The organism is Lacticaseibacillus boliensis (assembly GCF_054784775.1).
The window spans coordinates 12,762-33,451 of sequence record NZ_BAAIHN010000027.1 but is presented as its reverse complement, the minus strand read 5'-3'; the positions used below and the strand labels follow the sequence as shown (position 1 = coordinate 33,451).

Genomic DNA, 20,690 nt, shown 5'->3' with positions numbered 1-20,690 from the left:
TTACTCCCCCAATAGCGTCTGCAAGTCAGCGAAGAATTGCGGATAAGAAACACCCACGGCATCGGCGTCTGCCAGCGTCAGCGGTGCTTTCACCAACAAAGCGGCCAGCCCCAGCATCATCCCGATGCGGTGGTCGCCGTGGCTGTCGAGGTGGCTGTCTTTGGTCTGCCAAGGCGTGCGGCCGTCGATCACGAAGCCGTCTGGCAGCTCTGAGATGTTGACGCCGAGCTTGCCCAACTCTTCTGCGACACAGGCGATCCGGTCGGTTTCTTTGACCCGCAACTCTTCGGCGCCGGTGATCCGGCTGATACCATCGGCCTGCGCTGCCAAAAGGGCCACCAGTGGCAATTCGTCGATGATCGCCGGGATCTGTTCGGCACCGAGTTCGATCGGATGCAACTTCGCGCTACGGACGCGAATGTTCCCGACCGCTTCACCGGCGCTTGTGCGCGCGTCGACCTCGACGTTGCCGCCCATGGCGATCAACACATCGAGCAACCCGCGGCGTGTCGGGTTCAGCCCGACGTTTTCCAGCGTAATATCAGACCCTGGCAGTAATGTCGCCCCAACCATGAAAAACGCGGCGGACGACATGTCGCCTGGCACCTGGATTTCTTGGGCATGGAGCGTTTCGGTTGGGTTAACCGTAATCGTCATTTTATCTTCAGATACGCTCAGATCTGCGCCAAACGCCTGCAACATGTTCTCGGTGTGGTCGCGCGTTGGCAAAAGCTCGTGCACGATAGTGGTGCCTGTGGCCTGCAAGCCGGCAAAAATCAGCGCGGACTTCACCTGGGCGCTGGCAACTTGCAACTGGATGTCAGCACCGTGTAGCTTGGTGCCATGAACCGTCGCTGGCAGATGGCCGTCTTCCGTGTCGATCTTCGCGCCCATCAGCGCCAGCGGTTCAGACACGCGTTTCATTGGCCGCTTGGACAACGAGTCATCACCGACCAGACCCGTGGCAAACGGCTGCCCTGCCAGCAGACCCATCATCAGGCGCGTCGTGGTGCCAGAATTGTTCATGGCCAAGGCGTTGGCCGGCTTTTTCAGGCCGTGCATGCCGACGCCATAGACAATGACTTCGGTGCCAGTGCGCTGGATCGATACCCCGAGGTCGCGAAACGCCTGTTGCGTGGAGATACAGTCGCGCGACGTCAAGAAGTTATGTATCACCGTCTGCCCTTCAGCGAGACTCCCGATCATAATCGCGCGGTGCGAGATACTCTTGTCCCCAGGCACCTGTAGCGACCCGGTCAAACCGTGCTGAACATTCGTCGTCAATTCCTTATCCATTCCTACACCTCATGAGTTAGTTCGAGCCAAATTGATAACTCGATTTTATTCTTACGTTTTAGTTTTGATCTTAATGCCGGCAGTTAGGTTCCGCTGGGCGGGACTGGCGACCGGAGTAGAGGGTGTGGCGCCGGCTACAAACCGCATCAAGCTCCACAAAGCAACGCGATCGCGTATAAGTCAACTCGGTCACGCACGGCTTTGCCGCACGCACCCAAGTTACCTTATACACATCGCTAAAACCGCTTTGTTCCGCTCTTGTCGTAGCTTTTCGCCTAACTTTTGAGCCGCACAAAGCGTTGCTTCATGCGCGTCTCAAAAGTTGCGCGGACTGGCTTTGCCAGTCCCTCCACGCCTGAGCCCCGCCCAGCTCCACCTAACTGCCTCCATCCTGCGTACCTGGCGAGATAGATAGCCAGCTGAATTTTCAATCCTATTTTTCGCTATGCTGTACGTACCCTTTTAAAAAAATCACACCATACCCGATACATACCACCGGCGGCCGGCCTAAAACAAGTTAGAACTTGCGGAATTCTTCGCGATAGGCGGCGACTTGTTCTTGCATGCGGGCTAAGTTGGCATCATCGAAGGTGTCGCATAACGCACGGGCGAGTTCGAACGTGACGGCACTTTCGGCGACGATCGACGCCGGCACGATGGCGGTGGTGTCAGAGCGCTCGACGTTGGCCTTGCTGACTTCGTGAGTGTGGATGTCCACGCTTTGCAGCGGCTGGTACAGCGTCGGGATCGGCTTCATCGCCCCGCGAACAACCACCGGCATCCCATTGGTCATGCCGCCTTCAAAACCGCCGAGATGGTCGGTTAAGCGGGTATAGCCGTCTGCTTCGTGCCAGTCGATTTCATCCATCACTTCGGAACCGAAGCTTTGGGCGGCTTCAAAGCCATCCCCAATTTCCACGCCTTTGAACGCGTTGATGCCCATGACGGCACCGGCGATCTTGGCGTCGAGCTTTTGATCCCAGGCGGTGTAGCTGCCTAAGCCTGCCGGGACGCCGTTGGCAACGACGCGGACGATACCGCCCAGCGTGTTGCCGGCGCGGCGGGTCTCGTCGATCAACGCGTGGATGCGGTCAACTTCTTGGTCATCGAGCATCCGCATGTCGTTGGTCGTGATCGCCTTTTGGATCGCATCAACATCAAGCGGCTTTTCCGCCGGGCCGGCAACGCTGCCGACTTGGTCGACATAACCGACGATGCTGATGCCAACAGCGGCCAGCAATTGCTTGCAGACGGCGCCGATGGCTACGCGCATCGCAGTTTCGCGGGCGCTGGAGCGTTCCAAGACGTTGCGCATGTCGTGGTGGCCGTACTTCTGGCCGCCGACAAGATCTGCGTGACCCGGGCGCGGACGGGTGACCTGACGCAGGGTGTTTTGATCATTGGCTTCTGCCGTTGGGGACATGATCTCACCCCAATGCCCGTGGTCGCGGTTGGTGACGACCATGGCGATCGGGCCGCCCATGGTGACGGCGTGGCGGACGCCGCCGACGAATTGAACGGTGTCGTGTTCGATCTTCTGGCGGCTGCCGCGGCCGTAGCCGCCTTGGCGCGCGGCCAAGGCCGCGTTGATGGCATCGATGTCCAGATGCAAGCCGGCGGGAACGCCGGTCAAAATGCCAGTGAGTTGCGGGCCGTGGGATTCCCCTGCTGTCATGTAATTCATAAATAACCTACGCTTTCTTTTGCTGGCCGCTGATACGGCCTTCTTGATAGTTTCGAGATTCTGCCATAATGGTGGTGAAAATGCGCCGGACGTGCGGGGCAAGCTCGTCGTCTGCCACGGCGTCGGCAACGTGATCGAGCACCTGAGCTTCGCGATCCGCGTTCAACACCGGCACCGCCGCGGACTTTTTGAGTTCGGCGATGTGTTCAACGGTGGCAAAGCGCGTCGCGATCAGCTTGGCGATCTGCGCGTCGATCTGGTTGATCTGTTCGCGTTCTTCAGCTAAACCTGCTTGTGCGCGTTGCCACGCTGCGATATCTTCAACATTTTCTAATTCCATGAGGCGACCTCCTGAGATCGAGTGACGGGTTGGTGCAAAGCGACGCGAGCGACGGCGACTAAGGTCAAGCCCAACGCGGCGACGACTAGGTCAGCGCGCAAGGCAGCGGCCAGGTTGACGTTTTTGGACAACCAGCCGGTGATCAAGGGAACGGAAAATGTGGCCAGGCTCCCGAAATTCATGAAGATCCCAGTAATCATCCCCTTGATGTTCGGGTAGAGTTCCAAAAACATCGTCAACCCGACTTGCATGCCGCCACCGGCAGCTGACAGGCCAAAGACAAATGACGCGACCATGCCGACCATCGGCGTTTGCACCATGCAAACCGCCGCCAGCGACAACAGGCCTAAGGTGTTCAGCGTCAACAACACGATGCCTTCAGGAGCTTGACGCCGCAACAAAGCGAAGATCACCAAGACCCCTGTGATCGAGCCGATCGAGTAGCTGGATAACATCAAGTGCGCGTTCATGTTCGTGAAGTGCAAGACCTTGGTGGCGTACAGGCTGACCCACTGGGTGAACCAGATCATCAAGCCCATGGACGTGTAGCCGTACATGGCCAACGCGATGGTTGCCACCCACCGCCGCAACGCACTGATGTGGCGTGCTTGCGCGACTTGGGCTGCGGTTTTGTGAACGATAGCCGGGAAGCGTAGCGGCTGTACCAACACGATGTTGATGACTAGCAGCACTGCCCCTAACGCAAACGACCAGCCGTACCAACCGCCGACACCTTCATTGTACGCCACCAGGATCGGCAAGACGAACTCGCCTAACGACATGGCGGCTTTGATCAAAACGTTGGACGCCTTGGACTTGCCACCGAGGTCGGCAAAGGTCGTGTAAGACCCGGCGTCAAAAGCCGAGTTGGCGGCGCCGGCACACATTGCCAAGATGTAGGCGATATGTAGATCATGGGTGAACATCATGCCGGCAAAGAACACGAGGTACAACACCATGCCGATGTTGATGCAGGCTTTACGCCCCCATTTGTCTGCCAAGAAGCCGAACAAGAAGTAAGCCGGGAAGCGACCAAGCCCGACACCTGACAGAACCAAGCTGACGGTGGCAATTGGTGAATGCCAAGCGGCGCTTAACGCCTGCATGTTCTGGGCGATGATGATCAAGCCGATGCCGTGAACGATGTAATTAATGTACAGGCTCAGGGATAAGCGACGTTGCATGTTTTTGGTGAGAGATTCTTGCATAACAGACTCCTTTTGCGAGGGAAAACAAAAAGCCAACTAGATTGTCTAGTTGGCTTGAGGATACAGAATCATGCATCGGCTTGCTCGCTAGACTGAGTGTCTAACAGGCAAGCACAAAATGGGCTTGACCACCTTAGACACGGACGTGTGCGTCCGTGCCTGAGCACGGACACTACCTAAAGTAGTAAAAGCCATAATAGTAAGCTGCAACTGCGATGAGTTGTGATCTAACCATCATCATGATCTCCTTGCGTTTTATTAATTGTTTCTAATTAAAACACCATTTTTATGAAAGGTCAATAAGAACTTGTCATTAACATGCTGGTAATCCCTGTTACCACCTCAAATCACAATGCTCATGTGCGAAAACTATTACTGTCCTGTCAGGGGCTTTTCATCCCCGCTTGTTATCCTAAAGTCATCCCACTGACAAGGAGTCCTTCCATGAAAACATCAAAGAAGTCAGCCCTCGTTCTCTTAGTCGGCCTGCTACTTCTTGGCGCCGGCCTGTATGGCTACCACGCCTTACACCGCCCCGCTCCCCAAGAAGCTGGCCACACGATTATCTATGACAAAAACAGCAAGAAAGTCGGCGAGCTCACGGCACCAGTCGATGACGCGAAAGCAGGACCGATTGCGAAATCCGCGGCTAGCGACCAACAACACTAGCGGCGTCTACGCAACACGAAAACCCGACGATCTGTAAAAAGATCGCCGGGCTTTCGTTTATCATGTATGTCTGAAACCAGCTGGCATCAATAACGTTGCGGTTATCCCACTGGCCATTGCAGCTCAAAGCTCATTGGCGATCGCAGATAATAATTTGGTATTGGTCGCGATCACAGTGTCATAATCCACCAGATCCGGATGTTGAAACCAGTAAACGTAGCTGTCGACGGCGCCACTGGCGACCAGATGCAGCAACAAGCGCTGGCGTCCAGTCGCTTCGCCTGGAATGAGCTGAGCGGCGAAGGTTTCTTCTAACATCGTCTTCAGCGCCGTGATCAAATCGGCTTGCGGCATCTGGCGGCAGAGGTAACGGAAAAACGCGAAGTTAGCCATCAGAATTCGGTCGAACACTTTTAGTAGCCGTGTGGCATCCATTGTTCCATCAGCCAAAGATGTCTGGACCTGCAAGGCCATGTCCTCTTGGTAATCCTCAAAGACATCCGCAACGTGGTCGTAGTGCGTGTAAAAGGTTTTGCGGGTAATGTTGGCCTGGCGGCAAAGCGCGGCGACAGAAATTTTCTCGATCGGTGTCGTTTCCAGCATCGTGAACAAGGCCTGACGCAGTGCGGCTTTGGTTTTAATCACGCGAGCGTTCATCATTTCCCCCCTTCAATCGCATTAAGTAAACACTTTGACAACAAGGTGGCTCTTTTTTCTTTAGGTAAAGGCTATTCTAGTAAACAGCTTAACATAAGGAGTGGTTATTTTGTGGTCAGTGATTCAGGGATTATTTGGGACGTTCAACGGCGTCACCTACTCAGCGCACGATTTTGTCACGGCATTGAGTCCAAGTTCACCCCATTATCTTCAGGCGTTGGTTGTTGCCGGATTAACGTTTGCGATCGGGTTTATCGAATACATCTACAGCTTCGCGTTAGTGCGGCGAGAAGGCAAGTCGCCGTATAACATTTTGATGCATTCGTTTTATTTCGCCATCGACTCGATGGGGATCTTCGTTTTTGCCTTGGCATCGCATCAAAATGGCGGCTTCTGGGTCTTCACCGCGGCTTCTATCGCCGAAGTGGTGTGGACGTTGTTCGAGGTCTACAACCTAGTGATGGCAGTCTATGTGGAACGCGACGATGTTTGGGGTCCGGGGGTCTCGACCGGTTCTGCGTGGCTTCGAGTATTGGGGTGGCTGCTGGTGATGATCGTGGTCGTCAACTTGTTCCGCGTCTTCATGAATGACCCTGTCATGCTCAAATGGTATATCTTTACCAACATCTTGATGGGCATCATGCCCGGTTTGTATTGGGAAAAGCGCGGCACCAGACTTGGCGCCAGCTGGGGGTTGGCGATCGTGATCACGATCGGCACCATCAACTCGTTCACGTCGATCAACATGTGGACCAGCATCAGCTCGTACTTTAGCTTCCAGAACAACCCGTGGTTTTATGTCGTCGGGTTGGTTGCAATCTGCTTCTCCTTGCGGGCGTTTGTCGTGCTGGCACGGTTGCCCAAAAAGCCGAAGCGATTGAACGGCAAGAAAACCATTTGGTAATCACTAAATCAATCGTCCAATCATTGCAACGCGATGATTGGACGCTTTTTGTGACGTCGCAGAGATCAAATCAAAAAGCCTAGAAACATCGCCAAAGCGGTGTCTCTAGGCCAAACGATACCTCACGAATGAGCGCCAACGCGCACATGGGACTTGACCGGAATGATTTGAATGAAGCTGGTGCTCAACACCAACAGCCCGCCGATGATCTCGGCGATCCCGAAGTGGGTGTGGAAAAACGCAACCGCCACCACGGTTGCGACTAGCGGTTCGAAGACGTTGAGCATCCCCACCACTGTCGGGCTAACGGTCTTGAGACTCGCCAGATACAGCAGGTAAGCAAATAACGTGCCAAACAGCGTCACATAGCTGATGCCCAACGCGATCGGCGCCGTGATCACAGGCGCCGGCGTGAAGAACAAGATTGGCGATAACACGAGCCCGGCAAACAGCATCGCCCAAGCGATCACGACTTGCGCGGAAACCTGCTTTAACACATGGACCGGCAACAACGTGTAAAGCGCGGCGCCTAAGCCTGCCATGATGCCCCAAAACAACCCGCGCGGCGTCAGCGCCAGCTGGGTGAGCTGGCCGTGAGTGACCAGCAACAAGATCCCGGCAAAGGCAACGATCAGCGAGATCACATCGACGCGTTGTGGCAAGCGGCGGAAGCGCAAGGCCAGATACACCACGATAAACAGCGGCCCGAGATACTGCAACACCGTGGTCGTCGGGGCGTTAGACGTCGCCACCGCGCTGAAATACGAAAACTGCGACACGACCACGCCGCCCAGGCCAAAGCCAAACGCCTGTAGCAACAACTTCGGGCGCCGCAACAGCCCCAACGTCTCTTGCCGCCTGGTCGCCAGACACCACAACATCAACAAGCACCCGGCGCCGAGCAACCGCACCGCGACCAGCCAATCCGGCCGCAAATGCTGCGCGTCAAACAACCACTGCGCGATATTCCCTGAGACTCCCCACAAAACCGGCCCTAAAATGGCACACCATAACCCACGACTCCGCGCTGACATAGACTTCTCCTCCACAAACAAAACTGGCCCTATCGTAACACGGATAGGACCAGTCATCATGATTATTTTGATATTTGCGGGAACTTAAGGAAAACTTGCGCCTTCTGAAAAAAACGTCAGTGTACCGATTCCGGTAGTTTTTCCGGTTGATACGCCGCCGTCACCTTGTCCAGCAAGCCAATCAGCTGTTCCTGCTCATCTGGCGTCAGGTTGGCTACCATCTGATTTTCGATGCTATCGTAATCTTTGGTGAAGCCGGCAACCAGTGCCTGACCTTTGGGCGTCAGGAAGATCTGCTTGGTGCGCCCGCTGGCTTCTGGGACCTTGCGCACAATATAACCGTCGCGCTCGAGGATGTGCAGCAGGTTAGAGACGCTGGCCGAACGGCGCTGGAAGGCGTCAGCGAGTTCACGTTGGATGATGCCGGGGTGTTGGTGGATCTCGCTGAGCACGCGAGCTTGTTGCGGGGTGACGCCCACTTTGGCGCTCATCCGCTCAAGCATGCGGCGCTGTTGCTGGATCATGATCAGGCGTAGCTGGTGGTTAATGATTTCGGCGTTCTTTTTCATCACGGTTCCTCCTGTCCAACAGTATACCAAAGTTGCCGCTGGATAGTAGGCCTTTTAGGCAGTCGCTTGGGCAGGTTCAAGCAGCGGTAGCCAGGCGTTGACGATCTGCTCGCGAGAAAAGGCGCGGGCACGTTGCTTGGCGCGCTTGGCGAAGTGTTCGCGCACAGCCGCTTCTTCACACATCATGTTCAGGTGGCGGCTGAAATCAGCCACGTCGGCCGGCGCCGTCAAGAAGCCGTAGCGGCCGCGCTGCAAGAATTCATCGGAGCCGGTGTTGCTCATGGCCACGATCGGTAGCCCCGCCGCCATAGCCTCCCCGATCACCAGCGGCATCCCTTCCCAGCGCGAGGTCGAGACAAAAATTGACGCGTTGCGGTAGTGTTCGCTGAGAGCTTCATCTTTAAGCGCGCCACGGTACACGATCTTATCGCGGACGCCAAGCTCATCCTGCAGGGTTTGGAACTCAGCGACGTCTTCCGGGGTGCCGTCGCCGGCGATGGCGATCTGCCAGCCCGGCGTCAGCGTCTGAGCGGCTTCCAGCAACAAGTCGATGCCTTTGTGTTGGATCGCGATGCGGCCGGTGAAGGCGATGGTTTTCTGGCTGAGATCCGACTGGGCCGGGATGAGCGACAGCGGATTGTAGATCTTGGTGATGTTGGGATTGTAGCACGAATAGGCATTGCGGTCTGCGTCGGTCAACACGACCAGCTCGTCGACGGCCCGCAAGCCCGCGATGAATTCCGCCTGCATGTGCCCATAATAGTCGTTCATATAAGTATTGAAGTTGTTGTGCATCCAGCCAACCAAGCGTGCGCTCGGGCAGTTGGCCTTGAGCAACGGGGCAAAACTCGTCAACAACCCCGCAGGCAAGATCACGGTGTCGATGTCACGGGCGTTGATCTGGGTGATGAGATCGGCGATCTGGTCGCGATAGACCTGATAGGGATGGGCCCCGAAGAAATTCGCACAGTCTCCTGAAGCCGCGGGCTTGGCCACGAGCAGCGGCGCGTCGAGTTCAAAAAAAGGGGCGGTTTCTGCCAGCGAATAATACCACAATTCAATCTCTGGATGGGCCGCCATCGCGTTGCCTAACACAGTCGAGGCGCGTTTGACGCCATCCATCTCAACGTTTTCCAATGTCATTAATACCCGCATACGAATCCCTCCTGATTGTTAGTGATCTATCTTTTGTGTATAGTTAGTATTCTATCTGTTAGGTATCTAATTGTCAAATCACTAGCATTCAGCATATTCATCGACAGCAAAAAACGAGCACCCACCGGCCGTCGTTGGCTCGTTGGTTGCTCGTTTGAATCGGCGATATGCCCTATTCTTGTTGGTTGATCAGGCCATCCAGATACCACGCGCTGGCCAGCATCTCTTGGCAGTCCCACTGATCGGCGAGGTTGATCTCGTAGATCGACGTGGCATTACTGTTCATGGCGTGGATGACCCGCTTCCAGTTGATCGCGCCTTGGCCTAGAACCAAGCTGTCGTGGCGCTGCCCCAGCGAATCCACCAAGTGATAATGGCGAACGAATGGCCGCAGGTGCCGCATCGACGCAATCAGCTTGTTGTTGTCGCCGTGGCAGTAGATGAACGCGTGGCTGACGTCGTAGGCCAGCGGCAGTTGCAGTTGCAAGATCTGGTCTTCAAACGCTGGGTCACCGTATGCAAACACCGGCAACAGGCTGTTTTCAAAAACGACATTGTCTGGCGCACTGGCGGTGAACTCGGTCATGCGCCCGAGCACGACTTTTTGCGCCGTGGCGAGATCCGGCCAATCGTCAGCGAAATTGTGTTCGCCGGGATGCAGGCCGTAGCCGCCGTGGATCAAGGCCACTGCCCCCACTTGTTGCGCATAGCTGATCAGTTGCTTGGAGCTGTTCATCAGGAAATCATACAGTCCGGGATACGCCAGCTTGTTGACGCACAACTCCATGCGCAGGCCGCGCCATTTCATCGGGTGATGGAACACCACATGCGGGACGACGGCCTGGACCTTCGCGACCATCTGTTCAAAATGCGCCCAACCGGCCGGCGTGAAGTCGGCTTCGGTCATGTGGAATTCGAACACGTCTGGGTGGTGCTGCAGACGATTATCGATCTGTTCTTCATTGGTACTGGCTTTCAATCCAAGTTGCATGACACCACCTACTTTCTTGTTTGTATTGTGTTTGGGTTGTGCTTGGGATCCGGTAAAGCGCGGCTGGGGGCCGCTGCGGCGGAAAACGGCTGGAACGGTGCGGGCAGGGCGTCGGTGAGTGAGATGAGTACCTACTTTGTAAGTTATCCGGAACGATAAGTATGTGGCAAACCGTTCTGGGCTTGGCCCCGACCTAAATGGCTAGGCTACCCGATCCGCTAAAACCGCTTTGCTTCGCTCTGGGTTTTCTCGTCGAGCTACACAAAGCAACGTGCTTGCGTATAAGGAATCTTGGTCACGCACCGGCGCTGCCGGTACGCACCCAAGCTTCCTTATACACAGCACTAAAACCGCTTTGCTTCGCTCTGGTTAACTTGGTAACCTCTTCATCATCCGTCTTAGCCGAGTGCGGTCGATCAGGCGGACACCAAGATCGTCTGCCAGTTCTTGGGCGGAGTCGGAAAACTCGCTGTTGGTAATGACGGCGGCTTCATCTAGTTTGTAGAAGTTATGGCCGGTCCAGACCTCCTGCACGGCCTTATTGCCCACGAAACCAGTATACCGCTTGCACTGAAATCCGCACGTTTTTCCTTTTTTCGTGGCGATGATGTCGATGCCTTGGTCGCCGCTGGCCTGCGTGACCTGCACGCGCTTGTAGCCGTTGCGGCGCAACAAATAGCCGCAGAAGTGTTCGAACTCTTCGCCTTCCATCGCGTCGACAGACTCCATCTGCAAGTCGCGATATTGAAAATGATGCCGGTAGATCCAAATGGCGTTGACCACCACCCACAAGCTGATCAGGATGAAAGCCGCCGGATCCAGGTGATTTTTCCAAGTCCTGTCGCAGAAACCGCGTAGCCAAAACGAATACCCCAGCGCGACGACAAACCCGGCCGTCAATGCCCAATAGGCGCGGTGTAATAATGAATGAATCATGTCGTTTCCCCTTTTATTCTTATGTCTCAAGCGTAACAGAAGATTTACACCGATGCCTAGGGCTTTTGACCCAAAATAGATTGATTCTCGGGCAAAAATTCGGTACGCTAAAAGTATTAATGAGAGGAAGCGGTTGCATGTCAGTAGAATCAAAACTTTTTGCGCGGATCCAAGGAGAACCCATCACCCAGTATAGCCTGGTCAATTCAAATCAGATGGCGGTGCGGCTGATCACCTTTGGCGCGCGGGTGCAACAATTGCGCCTCCCTAACGCCGACGCCTTCGACCCAAACTTGATCGTCGGCTTTGTCACCATTCAAGATTATCTCAACCAACCGGAACCTTATGGCGCCTTGCTGGGACCAGACTACGCCAACCACGAGCGCGCGGACTGGCAGAATTGGAACTGGGACGCGACGGTTGGCGACAACGCCGTCACCATGACGCTGACTTTGCCGGAAGCCGCCGATGGTCGCCCCGGCACGCAACAAGTCACGATTACCCACACGCTGGATGATGACAACTGCTGGCAACAGCACCTGCTCATCCAAAGCGACACCCCGATGGCGATCCGCCCGGCACAAAACCTGGCCTACATGCTTACCGGCGACCCGGCGCGCACGATCGACCATCAAAAGCTGACCATCGACGGGGTCACGGCATCCCCGCAACCGCAAACCACAACAACGACCCAAGCGCGGCTTGAAGACGAAGACTGGCAGCTCACCCTGTCCACGGACGCAGCGGGACTAACAGTATCGACTTATGATCATATCGACACAACGACCAACTTCAACGGCATCCAAGGCCATCCCCACGCCGCCGTCGGCCTCCGCCCGCTGGTAACGGCTGACGATCAAAGCATTCAAATCGACAGCGAGCACCCGTACGAGCAGACGACGACGGTAATTCTACAGAGCGGAGAGGCGCGCAGTTAGTGGGTCGGGTAGCCTAGCGATTGTGCTTGGGGTGGGTTTGGCCCCGAGTGCAATTGCGTAGCTAGCCGCACCCGCGTTGCGCCTCGCAGCTTGACTATGAATAAAGCGGAGAGGCACGCAGTTAGGCGGATCGGGCAGCGCAACCACAGAGCAGCGTAATCCCAGTTGCAACAGCCATTTCGCCAGATTTAAAAGGCCACCATCTCTTATCAGAAATGGTGGCCTTTTAATATATACCCATGTTGAAAAAAACACCCTCAGGCTTCCGCAGAAGCCCAAGGGTGCTGGTGAATTAATTAGTTGATTTGGGTGGTTGCGAGAACTTCGCTGTACTTGTTGATCGCATAACCGACGCGGGTGCGGGTTTGGCCGTTCTTCACTTCGGTAGCGGTAACGTGGTTGGCACCGTCTTGAATGTCAACGGTGTAGCTGGAGACACCGGCTGGCAGGTCACTCTTGTCGATGACAAGTTGTTGACCCTTAAGCGTGTAATTGACCTTCATCAGCGGGGCATCGGTGTTGAACAGATCAGCGACACGAACTTGGGTCGTCTGGTCGCTCACGCCGACAAAGCTCAGCGTATCAGGGCCAGATTGCTGACCGCTGCTCGTGATATGAACGTACGCAGATTGTGAATAGAAATCATCGTTTGCGATTTGAGCAGCCGCATCGCCGGTCTTGCCGCCGTTAGCTGAAACGGTGACGAAACTTGCCAGTGCGACGAACGCAGCGACAGCGATAATGGACAAGATTGCAGTAAGCTTCTTCATTTTGGTGTATCCCCCTGTGTGAATGTCATTGTGTCTTCTGTATTACATCTCTTCTACATTTATGTATCATACACGCTTTTTTAAATTTGTCTAGTGTTTGTTGACCGGTTTCCTGAAAAAATTGAATTTTTCATGAAACTCCAATAATGGCAAGGCTTACAAAGCATTTTGCTCGCTTTTGAAACCTTATGAACAATACTTCAAGTAACCGCTTGCTGTTTTTCTTGTATCAAAATACTGTACTATCTGTGGCTGAAAATATGCATGAAAATTATCGGCAAAACTGAGCAGCAACCATTTTTGTTGGCAATCTGACGCCAACGTGGGCCACTAACCTTGTCACCGTGTCGTTATCTAAAGGAGGATTCTGATGATCGAGCTGACCTTTAACTCCAGCTTCGCCGCGACACTACGCAATTACGGCGAGCGAGATGTGATCGCGTTGCCGCCGGATCTGCAATTTGGTGATCTGCGCCGGCTGAGCGGCACGTCGAGCGACTTTTATGCATTCAAGGCCGTCCACTTTGATTTGGGCAGGCCCCGAAGCATCACGGCAGACGCGGTCGCGCAAACCGACGCTCAAAGCCTGGCAGCGTTCCAGCTAGCGGTGGCGGCCGGTGCCGCGTTGCGTCTGTGGTGTGGACCGATGTGCCAGACGACGTCATCGGTCTGACTTGGCTGGCGACACAGCTGGCAGAAACCACGATCACATGGACTCAGGTCCACATCTCAACCGCCCTGCCGCGCCACACCACCGGTGCCAACGGCGAGCTGTACACGATTTCTGGTTTGGGCGGCATCGATCCCGACTGGCTGCCGGAACTGGCGGCGACCACCACTCCGCTGACGCAAGCTGACTTGCGCGGGTATCGGTATGGTTGGCAAGCGTTGATCGATACCAACAGCGCGCTGCGAGTGGCGGTCAACGGCCAGCTGCTCAGTGTGCCTGCAAGCTTCCACGACTGGGCGCTGCGCGAACACATGTCAACAGTACCCAAGACGTTCCCCCAACGGGTCCACCTGATTGGAATGCTGATGGGCGACTACCCAGTTGGGGTGCCGGACTGGTGGTGGGATGCGCGAATCGACGCCTTAAGTGCAAACAAAAACCGCCCATAATCATAGGCGGCTTTGCTTTGTTTATTTAGCGGCTGGCTTCTTGGTTTCGCCTTTGAGTTTCTCGGCGAGGTTCAAGATGTAAGGCCGCAATTGGTCTTTGACTTCGGGATGCGTCAGGCCATATTCGATCGTGGTTTGGACGAAACCGAACTTATTGCCAACATCGAAGCGTTCGCCTGTGAACTCATGGGCGAAAACGCGCTGGGTCTGGTTCAGCTTATCGATGGCGTCAGTCAGCTGGATCTCGTTGCCCTTGCCCGGCTTTTGGTTGTCCAAGATATCGAAGATCTCAGGCGTCAGCAGGTAGCGACCGATGATCGCCAAGTCAGAAGGTGCATCTTCCACGGCAGGCTTTTCGACGAATTTTTTCACGTTGAAAAGACCTGGTTGCACTTCTGATTCTGGATCGATGACCCCATACGCAGACACTTCGTCGTGGGGAACCTTCTTAACGGCGAGAATGGAGGCATGTGTCTGATTGTACGCATCGATCAACTGTTGTGTCAGTGGGACCTTGTCTTGCATCAAGTCGTCGCCAAGCATGACCACGAACGGTTCGTCGGCGATGAAGGACTTGGCCAAGCGCACCGCATCTCCCAAACCGTTAGGATAAGGCTGCCGCACGAAGAACAAGTTGACCCCGATATCGGTGGTTTCATGGACCAGCTTCAACAGCTTGGTCTTGCCCTTGGATTCGAGGTTTTGTTCCAATTCAGGCGCGGAGTCGAAGTGGTCTTCGATCGAGCGCTTGGACTTGCCTTCCACGATCAAAATGTCTTCGATGCCGGAAGCCTTGGCTTCTTCAACGATGAACTGAATCGTCGGCTTATCGACAATCGGTAACATTTCCTTAGCGAGTGCTTTAGTCGCCGGCAGGAAACGGGTGCCGAGGCCGGCAGCTGGAATTACCGCTTTGCGTACTTTCAATGTCTTATTCCTCCTCAGATGATTACTTCCATTATACTAGAAAGCGCCTTAGCATGGTAAGAATTGGCCTAAAATAGCCCAATTTTTCACGAATTTCTGGTATGATTGAGGTATCAAGCCTCGGGGGAATCATTCAATGAAAAAATTCGGATTCGTTGCCGGCACTTTGGTGGCAATCATCGCGGTTGTCGCCATCGTTTTCTTAGGCCGGCAACACCAAGCTGACATTTTGCGCGAGCAAGAGGCGTCACACGCATCGCTGGTCGCCAAGCAAGCCACCAGTTCCACGGCAACCACCAGCACCACCGACCACAAAGCATCATCTAGCAAGACAGCCAAGCAAGGAAAACGCTTCAAATACGTCGCACTTGGTGACAGTCTAGCCGCTGGCGACTATACCACCAAAGAAGACCGCGCTTATCAATACGAGATTACGCGCTATCTGAAAAACGACCTGGGCTTCAAGCCTACGCTTGACGGCTACTGGCAAGCCGGCGGCACCATCGCCAGCATTGCCACCCCTAACTACGACAGCATCGTGGCGATGAATCCAGATCTGATCACCATCGAACTGGGCACTAATGAACAAGACCCCAACAATGCGGATTATGCCCGCTCGGTCACATTCAAGACCAATCTCGCTGGCTTGGTAGCCAAGTTACAAGACGACCTGCCCAACACCAAGATCATCTTGTTGACGACTTGGCAAACCGAAACCAGTGCGGCCTATGACAAGGTCATCAAGAGCGTCGGTAAGAAAGCCGCAGTGCCGGTGGTCGACATCTCTAAAGTTTGGGAGAATCCTAAAAACATCTCCCAGCAAGGTGATACGAGCTGGACCGGTACCGGCGATGGCTACCATCCTAACGATGCCGGCAACAAGGCAATCGCCAAGCTAGTCGAAAAGCAACTTGATCAACTTTATCAATAAGCTTGATTACAATGCAAAACCGCCGGTGCCGCCAACTTGAAAAGAGTTGGTGGCACCGGCGGTTTTTGCGTTTTATTGCGGCTTGTTAACGGCAGCCACCCGCGCTTCACGCGCCAGGTTGGCTTCTGGATAATGGTTGGACAACTTGCGTGCAGGCACGCCGGCCCAAACCGTGTACGGTTCTGTGATATCTTTGACGACCACCGCTCCGGCGCCGACCGTGACGTGGTCACAGACCTTGACGCCGAGGACCTTGCTGTCGATAGTGAGCTCGACGTTGTCCCCGATTTCAGGAATCACGTCATGCGCCTGGCCGATCGTGACGCCGGCAGACAGTGACAGGTTCTTCCCGATCGTCGCGTTTTCGTTGATGATGATCTTCTGCAAGTGCCAGATCACCAACCCTTCCCTGATCACGTTCAACGGGATCTCCAAGCCATACCGGATGCTTCGGCGGTTGAAGTGCCACTTGTAATAAAAATAATGCAGCTTCGCCCAGAGACTTTCTTGGCGCTTGGCGTACCAGAACTCGGTGTGCCGCAACAAGACCTCAAAGCGCCAGATCCGCTCGCCAAAGCGATGATTGGGTTTGGCCGCGGCTTTGGCCAGCGCGGCGCGATCGCATGCCAGGTAGTATCGCAGATCCGCTTTAGTCGTTAATGGATGGTTCATGTCACGTCTCCTTTTCACATCGTCACAGGCAAAGCGTTCAATGCCGCAAGGCCCCGACAAGCCGCTTAAACGGCTGGACCAAGCTTCGAAATGCCCTGATCGTACGAAGATCCACATTTCCCATAAATCCTAACACTTGAAACCGTAAATCACCACGACAAAGCGCTCGTGTGTAAAGCTGGCGATAGGTCTGCTGAATGCGCTGCTTCATTTGTGGCGATAAGGACTGGGCAGAGCGCGTCGCCTCATCGACTGCCCAATAAAGAAGCTTCTGTTTGGCGGCGATCACGAGCGCCTGATCTTGCCTTTGGGTGAAAAACGCAATTTTTTCCAGACACAGATCCACATAATCAGCCGCCTTAGTATCAGTTAAGGCACTCTGCATAATGCTGCCATCACGCTGCACATAATGATACAGCGGCTCATCAATGACGGTGATGGCATCGAGATCATAAAATAACCGTGCGCTGATGAAATCGTCTTCGTAATGGCGCCCGACATCGTAGCGTACCGTGGCAAACACATCTTGCCGGTACAGCTTATTACAAGCGATCACATAATGGCCGCCATCTTCACGCCGTAACATTTCCGCGATCAAGTCTCGCCCTGAGATCAGGCGATCGGGTTTGACGTGGCAGATCTCGTAATCTTGCCATGCCTGCGTCGTGAGATAAAACGCACAGACGCTGACTTGAGTCTCCGGCCGTTGAAACGGCACCAGCAATTTGGCAATAAAATCAGGCGACAGGTAATCATCGCCATCGACAAAAGCCAGATAGTCCCCTGTGGCGTGTGCAATCCCGGCATTACGCGCGTCGGATAATCCGCCATTGGGCTTATCGACGACTCGCACGCGTTGATCCTTGATCGCATATTGGTTGCAAATTGATAAACTCTGGTCGCTCGACCCATCATTGACAACAACAACTTCGATTTCACGGTGTGTCTGCGCCAAGACACTATCCAAGCACCGTGGTAGGAAGTGCTCAACATTATAAACAGGCACAATGATCGATACTAGCAAAAACGCCTACCTCAATTCCTATTTTGTTAATGCTTAAACCGTTGGAGCTGTTTGTTGACCATGCCAACACTGTATTTGAACTCACGCGTGTGCATCGTTGCCAAAACAAACAACGCCAAAGCGACGATCTCGATTACGACGAGACCGAGGATCAACTCGGCAAAACTGATCCCACTAAAATGCTGGCCTAACTTCATGGCGGCGATCCCGCAAAGCGTGATGAAAACCTGATAAAACGCGTATCGAATCATATAGGGCCGGATCGACAGATGCAGGCCGTTGTGAAAAACGATCCACGGGTCCCAGACCACATTGATGATCAGATTGCTGCAGAGCGTCCCTAAGACGACCCCTAAAACGCCTAAATGTGCGATCAAGATGAATCCCAGCGACAGCACAAGGTTAATGACGGACTCAATAATGGCTTTATTGCGCGTTTCCCAGTAGAGACCCATACCGGAAATGAAGTTCAACGACGTGTACCGCGACTGGGTGATCGAAAAGTTCATCACAATGACGATCATCACCAGTGGCGAAAGCAGGTACTTAGGCCCCGCCCACATGTTGATGAAAATATTCATCCCAAAGGCCAACCCCACTGTGACAAACAGATTCATGAAGGCATTCAAATACTGCAACCGATAGATGACCGTTTCTTGCCACTTAACTGAAGTCGTCACATGCAGATTCCCGATACTGGCAATGAAGGCGCCAAGAACTTGTTGGATCAGGGAGTTGACCGCTTGAACGATCAACATATAATTTGAATATTTGGCGACAGAAACCAATCCAATAAAGGCAGACAGCAGCAAGTTATCTGACCCAAGCACGACGATCTCGGCGATCTTGCTGGCCAACGCGCCAATGACATTGCGCTTGATCCCGCCTTTCACCTCAGCGGTCAAGGCATAGTCGGCAGGCTCGGCTTTGAACACTTCGGGATACCGCCGATCTGTCATATGCGACAACTGCCAGTTGCTGACGACCGCCATCAGACCTTGGATCACCAGGAACCCGGTGAATGAATGAAAGACGAAGATGATGATGAACTGACTGATCTGTTGGATCGACTTGAACGTGAAGTCGTTCAACGTATTCAGGTAACCATTTTGCGTCGCCATGATGTAGGAACGCTTATGCGCGCTGAAATATGTGGCAACCATCGAAACGGCGTATAGCAAGAACCAAACGGCGATCTGGACCCCGGAAAAAACCGAATCTTTAATAAAAAAGTGAATAAATGGTGCCAAAACGACAGCAGCAACGATGACTGCGATACTGATGTACCGATAGGCCTTGCGGAAGACGCGCATCAGCGCCTGCAGCTCTGGAATGTTGCCGTCTGCGATTGGTTTGTATAAGGCCATCGTAATGGCGGTCCCGATACCGAGATCGGCAAAGCTCAGAAAACTCAGCACATTCGCAAAAAGGCCATTCAAGCCCAGGTAGGATTGACTGAATTCATGAATGAATGCTGTTTGCACAGCAAATTTCAACAACAATCCGATCGTCTGCGTGATCATCATCGTCGCAGCGTTAAGGGATGCCGCTTTTGTTCGATTCAGGGGTTGCTTCATACTCGATCTCCTTGCACAACTCATTCTGGTACCAATGTCTCATTCGTCGATCCTGCCTGCCAGCGCTTGACCACTAACCATGGCGGTTGGCCATAGTCTCACTGGGCACGACGGTCCAAAGACGTTGTCCTAACGGAAAACATACGGATAAATCCCCGAATTGTTGGTCACGATCCGCAAAACTGTATATAACAAGAAGAAGACGATGATAAACAGCTTCATGAAGTTGGGCGACAGGCGTGCGATAGGCGCCCGTCCGGCTTGGATATAGCGCCCGAAGAAATACACCACAGAAGGGAACCAGTAGTCCTGGGCCCGGATGGCGGCCTGGTTGCCGGCCATCATGAACCAGACCAGATAAACCAAATATAACGCGGTCAGCCACTGATGATCCGCAACGAACTTTTTATCATAATGCATAATGGCAATGAGAATGATGAACTGGATCAAAATGGGGATGAACGCGATCAGCCCTTTGGACCCGGTCTCCAAAAACGCAGACATGTCCCCTGAATATTTTGCCAAATAATGCGGGAAGAAGCGGGAAATCACCGGCACCAACCGATTGCCCATCTGGAATAAGAAGCCGATCAGGGTCAAGAACAGTCCGCCCCAAGCCATCCAGGCTTTGGGTTTGATAAATAGACACAATGGCAACGCCAGCGCAATGATCGCACTCGAGTGAAATTTCATCGCGATCCCAACAAAAACAGCATAAAGCACATAATGCCACACGAAGCGCCGTTTAAACAGCTTCGTCGTGTCGTCATTGGTGAACAATGCCAACCCGATGAAACAGATCCCCATGGCGGCCATCTGGCGCACTAAATTGAAACTTGATAGATACACAAAGGTCAAGACCGTCATGCTCAAAAACATCGGCGTCGAGGTCTTCGTGCGTAACGCAAATATGTATAAGCCAAGATACGTCATTATAAACGACGCCACTGTCACGAACAACGGCCACTGCTTGACTGCCGCGATGTGATACAACCAGACATAACCTGACTCCACGCCCACCCCGGTCAGATAAGTCGAAGGCTGAGAAAGAAACATATTATACATCGGGTAATCGGTCCCGACAGTTACGCCTCGCCAGATGTATAGCCCAATCAGTGCCACCATAAACAGGATGCCGAGCAGGCGGCGAATTGGTTCGATCGCTACTTCAGAATCACCAGTACTCATATAGGACATCGCGAAAGCCGCGGACCCAACTAATAAAATAATATAGATAATCAACCCATACAGCTCCTACGTCATCTTGTCATTCGCAACACCAACCAAAA

The 20,690-nt window shown here is 53.8% G+C and carries 22 protein-coding genes; 6 read left to right on the top strand and 16 right to left on the bottom strand.

Going from position 1 to position 20,690, the window contains the following annotated elements; translation table 11 throughout:
- From aroA to ACYVRB_RS10785, 4 genes are all read right to left on the bottom strand, one after another.
- Entirely contained in the window at positions 1 to 1,296 is a 1,296-nt protein-coding gene (gene aroA / locus ACYVRB_RS10800) for a 3-phosphoshikimate 1-carboxyvinyltransferase (protein ID WP_461215346.1), read from the bottom strand.
- A 517-nt stretch (positions 1,297 to 1,813) separates the two neighbouring features.
- Complete coding sequence (gene aroC / locus ACYVRB_RS10795; RefSeq protein WP_461215345.1) at positions 1,814 to 2,980, bottom strand: chorismate synthase; 1,167 nt, start codon at positions 2,978 to 2,980, stop codon at positions 1,814 to 1,816.
- Between the two features lie 7 nt (positions 2,981 to 2,987).
- A complete protein-coding gene (locus ACYVRB_RS10790) occupies positions 2,988 to 3,320 on the bottom strand; it encodes a chorismate mutase (RefSeq protein ID WP_461215343.1) in 333 nt (110 codons plus the stop codon).
- Positions 3,311 to 4,528 (bottom strand): MFS transporter, encoded by a 1,218-nt coding sequence (locus ACYVRB_RS10785; RefSeq protein WP_461215342.1) that lies wholly within the window; start codon positions 4,526 to 4,528, stop codon positions 3,311 to 3,313. The genes ACYVRB_RS10790 and ACYVRB_RS10785 overlap by 10 nt, the downstream gene beginning before the upstream one ends.
- Before the next feature lie 444 nt (positions 4,529 to 4,972).
- Between ACYVRB_RS10785 and ACYVRB_RS10780 the strand changes: the two genes are divergently transcribed.
- Positions 4,973 to 5,197, top strand: coding sequence for a hypothetical protein (locus tag ACYVRB_RS10780; RefSeq protein ID WP_461215341.1), 225 nt, complete (start codon positions 4,973 to 4,975; stop codon positions 5,195 to 5,197).
- Positions 5,198 to 5,320: 123 nt separating this feature from the next.
- On the opposite strand, the gene ACYVRB_RS10775 is transcribed toward ACYVRB_RS10780, so the two are convergent.
- Positions 5,321 to 5,857, bottom strand: coding sequence for a TetR/AcrR family transcriptional regulator (locus tag ACYVRB_RS10775; protein WP_461215340.1), 537 nt, complete (start codon positions 5,855 to 5,857; stop codon positions 5,321 to 5,323).
- Between the two features lie 115 nt (positions 5,858 to 5,972).
- Between ACYVRB_RS10775 and ACYVRB_RS10770 the strand changes: the two genes are divergently transcribed.
- Complete coding sequence (locus ACYVRB_RS10770; RefSeq protein WP_461215360.1) at positions 5,973 to 6,758, top strand: hypothetical protein; 786 nt, start codon at positions 5,973 to 5,975, stop codon at positions 6,756 to 6,758.
- A 122-nt stretch (positions 6,759 to 6,880) separates the two neighbouring features.
- On the opposite strand, the gene ACYVRB_RS10765 is transcribed toward ACYVRB_RS10770, so the two are convergent.
- The 5 genes from ACYVRB_RS10765 to ACYVRB_RS10745 form a co-directional block, all read right to left on the bottom strand.
- Positions 6,881 to 7,792, bottom strand: a complete 912-nt coding sequence (locus ACYVRB_RS10765; RefSeq protein ID WP_461215338.1) for an EamA family transporter — start codon at positions 7,790 to 7,792, stop codon at positions 6,881 to 6,883.
- 116 nt (positions 7,793 to 7,908) lie between these two features.
- On the bottom strand, positions 7,909 to 8,361 hold the full coding sequence (locus tag ACYVRB_RS10760) for a MarR family winged helix-turn-helix transcriptional regulator (protein WP_461215337.1): 453 nt from the start codon (positions 8,359 to 8,361) through the stop codon (positions 7,909 to 7,911).
- 54 nt (positions 8,362 to 8,415) lie between these two features.
- Entirely contained in the window at positions 8,416 to 9,516 is a 1,101-nt protein-coding gene (locus tag ACYVRB_RS10755; protein WP_461215336.1) for a glycosyltransferase, read from the bottom strand.
- Positions 9,517 to 9,688: 172 nt separating this feature from the next.
- A complete protein-coding gene (locus ACYVRB_RS10750; RefSeq protein WP_461215335.1) occupies positions 9,689 to 10,507 on the bottom strand; it encodes an apurinic/apyrimidinic endonuclease family protein in 819 nt (272 codons plus the stop codon).
- 369 nt (positions 10,508 to 10,876) lie between these two features.
- Positions 10,877 to 11,443 (bottom strand): restriction endonuclease, encoded by a 567-nt coding sequence (locus ACYVRB_RS10745; protein ID WP_461215334.1) that lies wholly within the window; start codon positions 11,441 to 11,443, stop codon positions 10,877 to 10,879.
- Between the two features lie 137 nt (positions 11,444 to 11,580).
- On the opposite strand from ACYVRB_RS10745, the gene ACYVRB_RS10740 reads away from it, so the two are divergent.
- Positions 11,581 to 12,381, top strand: coding sequence for an aldose epimerase family protein (locus ACYVRB_RS10740; RefSeq protein ID WP_461215333.1), 801 nt, complete (start codon positions 11,581 to 11,583; stop codon positions 12,379 to 12,381).
- Positions 12,382 to 12,677: 296 nt separating this feature from the next.
- Here the strand turns inward: ACYVRB_RS10740 and ACYVRB_RS10735 are convergent, their stop codons facing one another.
- A complete protein-coding gene (locus ACYVRB_RS10735; protein WP_461215332.1) occupies positions 12,678 to 13,151 on the bottom strand; it encodes a hypothetical protein in 474 nt (157 codons plus the stop codon).
- A 370-nt stretch (positions 13,152 to 13,521) separates the two neighbouring features.
- Between ACYVRB_RS10735 and ACYVRB_RS10730 the strand changes: the two genes are divergently transcribed.
- Positions 13,522 to 13,824 carry a hypothetical protein gene (locus ACYVRB_RS10730; RefSeq protein ID WP_461215330.1) on the top strand — a complete coding sequence of 101 codons (303 nt, stop codon included), beginning with the start codon at positions 13,522 to 13,524 and terminating at the stop codon, positions 13,822 to 13,824.
- A complete protein-coding gene (locus ACYVRB_RS10725) occupies positions 13,800 to 14,270 on the top strand; it encodes a DUF3658 domain-containing protein (RefSeq protein ID WP_461215329.1) in 471 nt (156 codons plus the stop codon). Before ACYVRB_RS10730 ends, ACYVRB_RS10725 begins: the two co-directional genes overlap by 25 nt.
- Positions 14,271 to 14,291: 21 nt before the next feature.
- On the opposite strand, the gene galU is transcribed toward ACYVRB_RS10725, so the two are convergent.
- Positions 14,292 to 15,197: a UTP--glucose-1-phosphate uridylyltransferase GalU gene (gene galU / locus ACYVRB_RS10720; protein ID WP_461215327.1), complete on the bottom strand. Its 906-nt coding sequence runs from the start codon at positions 15,195 to 15,197 to the stop codon at positions 14,292 to 14,294.
- 136 nt (positions 15,198 to 15,333) lie between these two features.
- Here galU and ACYVRB_RS10715 point away from each other — a divergent pair, with 136 nt between their 5' ends.
- Entirely contained in the window at positions 15,334 to 16,128 is a 795-nt protein-coding gene (locus tag ACYVRB_RS10715) for an SGNH/GDSL hydrolase family protein (protein ID WP_461215326.1), read from the top strand.
- A 72-nt stretch (positions 16,129 to 16,200) separates the two neighbouring features.
- Here ACYVRB_RS10715 and ACYVRB_RS10710 read toward each other — a convergent pair whose 3' ends face one another.
- The 4 genes from ACYVRB_RS10710 to ACYVRB_RS10695 form a co-directional block, all read right to left on the bottom strand.
- The gene (locus ACYVRB_RS10710; protein WP_461215325.1) at positions 16,201 to 16,800 is read right to left on the bottom strand and encodes a hypothetical protein; all 600 of its coding nucleotides are present in this window, start codon (positions 16,798 to 16,800) and stop codon (positions 16,201 to 16,203) included.
- Positions 16,801 to 16,837: 37 nt separating this feature from the next.
- Positions 16,838 to 17,806 carry a glycosyltransferase family 2 protein gene (locus ACYVRB_RS10705; protein ID WP_461215359.1) on the bottom strand — a complete coding sequence of 323 codons (969 nt, stop codon included), beginning with the start codon at positions 17,804 to 17,806 and terminating at the stop codon, positions 16,838 to 16,840.
- Positions 17,807 to 17,850: 44 nt separating this feature from the next.
- Entirely contained in the window at positions 17,851 to 19,401 is a 1,551-nt protein-coding gene (locus tag ACYVRB_RS10700) for a lipopolysaccharide biosynthesis protein (RefSeq protein ID WP_461215324.1), read from the bottom strand.
- A gap of 129 nt (positions 19,402 to 19,530) precedes the next feature.
- Positions 19,531 to 20,643 carry an EpsG family protein gene (locus tag ACYVRB_RS10695; RefSeq protein WP_461215323.1) on the bottom strand — a complete coding sequence of 371 codons (1,113 nt, stop codon included), beginning with the start codon at positions 20,641 to 20,643 and terminating at the stop codon, positions 19,531 to 19,533.
- Positions 20,644 to 20,690 lie beyond the last annotated feature (47 nt).

What these genes read in the sequence shown, in the direction of transcription:
- aroA (WP_461215346.1), bottom strand. Translation starts at nt 1,296, where the DNA reads ATGGATAAGGAATTGACGACGAATGTTCAGCACGGTTTGACCGGGTCG.
- aroC (WP_461215345.1), bottom strand. Translation starts at nt 2,980, where the DNA reads ATGAATTACATGACAGCAGGGGAATCCCACGGCCCGCAACTCACTGGC.
- ACYVRB_RS10790 (WP_461215343.1), bottom strand. Translation starts at nt 3,320, where the DNA reads ATGGAATTAGAAAATGTTGAAGATATCGCAGCGTGGCAACGCGCACAA.
- ACYVRB_RS10785 (WP_461215342.1), bottom strand. Translation starts at nt 4,528, where the DNA reads ATGCAAGAATCTCTCACCAAAAACATGCAACGTCGCTTATCCCTGAGC.
- ACYVRB_RS10780 (WP_461215341.1), top strand. Translation starts at nt 4,973, where the DNA reads ATGAAAACATCAAAGAAGTCAGCCCTCGTTCTCTTAGTCGGCCTGCTA.
- ACYVRB_RS10775 (WP_461215340.1), bottom strand. Translation starts at nt 5,857, where the DNA reads ATGATGAACGCTCGCGTGATTAAAACCAAAGCCGCACTGCGTCAGGCC.
- ACYVRB_RS10765 (WP_461215338.1), bottom strand. Translation starts at nt 7,792, where the DNA reads ATGTCAGCGCGGAGTCGTGGGTTATGGTGTGCCATTTTAGGGCCGGTT.
- ACYVRB_RS10760 (WP_461215337.1), bottom strand. Translation starts at nt 8,361, where the DNA reads ATGAAAAAGAACGCCGAAATCATTAACCACCAGCTACGCCTGATCATG.
- ACYVRB_RS10755 (WP_461215336.1), bottom strand. Translation starts at nt 9,516, where the DNA reads ATGCGGGTATTAATGACATTGGAAAACGTTGAGATGGATGGCGTCAAA.
- ACYVRB_RS10750 (WP_461215335.1), bottom strand. Translation starts at nt 10,507, where the DNA reads ATGCAACTTGGATTGAAAGCCAGTACCAATGAAGAACAGATCGATAAT.
- ACYVRB_RS10745 (WP_461215334.1), bottom strand. Translation starts at nt 11,443, where the DNA reads ATGATTCATTCATTATTACACCGCGCCTATTGGGCATTGACGGCCGGG.
- ACYVRB_RS10740 (WP_461215333.1), top strand. Translation starts at nt 11,581, where the DNA reads ATGTCAGTAGAATCAAAACTTTTTGCGCGGATCCAAGGAGAACCCATC.
- ACYVRB_RS10735 (WP_461215332.1), bottom strand. Translation starts at nt 13,151, where the DNA reads ATGAAGAAGCTTACTGCAATCTTGTCCATTATCGCTGTCGCTGCGTTC.
- ACYVRB_RS10730 (WP_461215330.1), top strand. Translation starts at nt 13,522, where the DNA reads ATGATCGAGCTGACCTTTAACTCCAGCTTCGCCGCGACACTACGCAAT.
- ACYVRB_RS10715 (WP_461215326.1), top strand. Translation starts at nt 15,334, where the DNA reads ATGAAAAAATTCGGATTCGTTGCCGGCACTTTGGTGGCAATCATCGCG.
- ACYVRB_RS10710 (WP_461215325.1), bottom strand. Translation starts at nt 16,800, where the DNA reads ATGAACCATCCATTAACGACTAAAGCGGATCTGCGATACTACCTGGCA.
- ACYVRB_RS10700 (WP_461215324.1), bottom strand. Translation starts at nt 19,401, where the DNA reads ATGAAGCAACCCCTGAATCGAACAAAAGCGGCATCCCTTAACGCTGCG.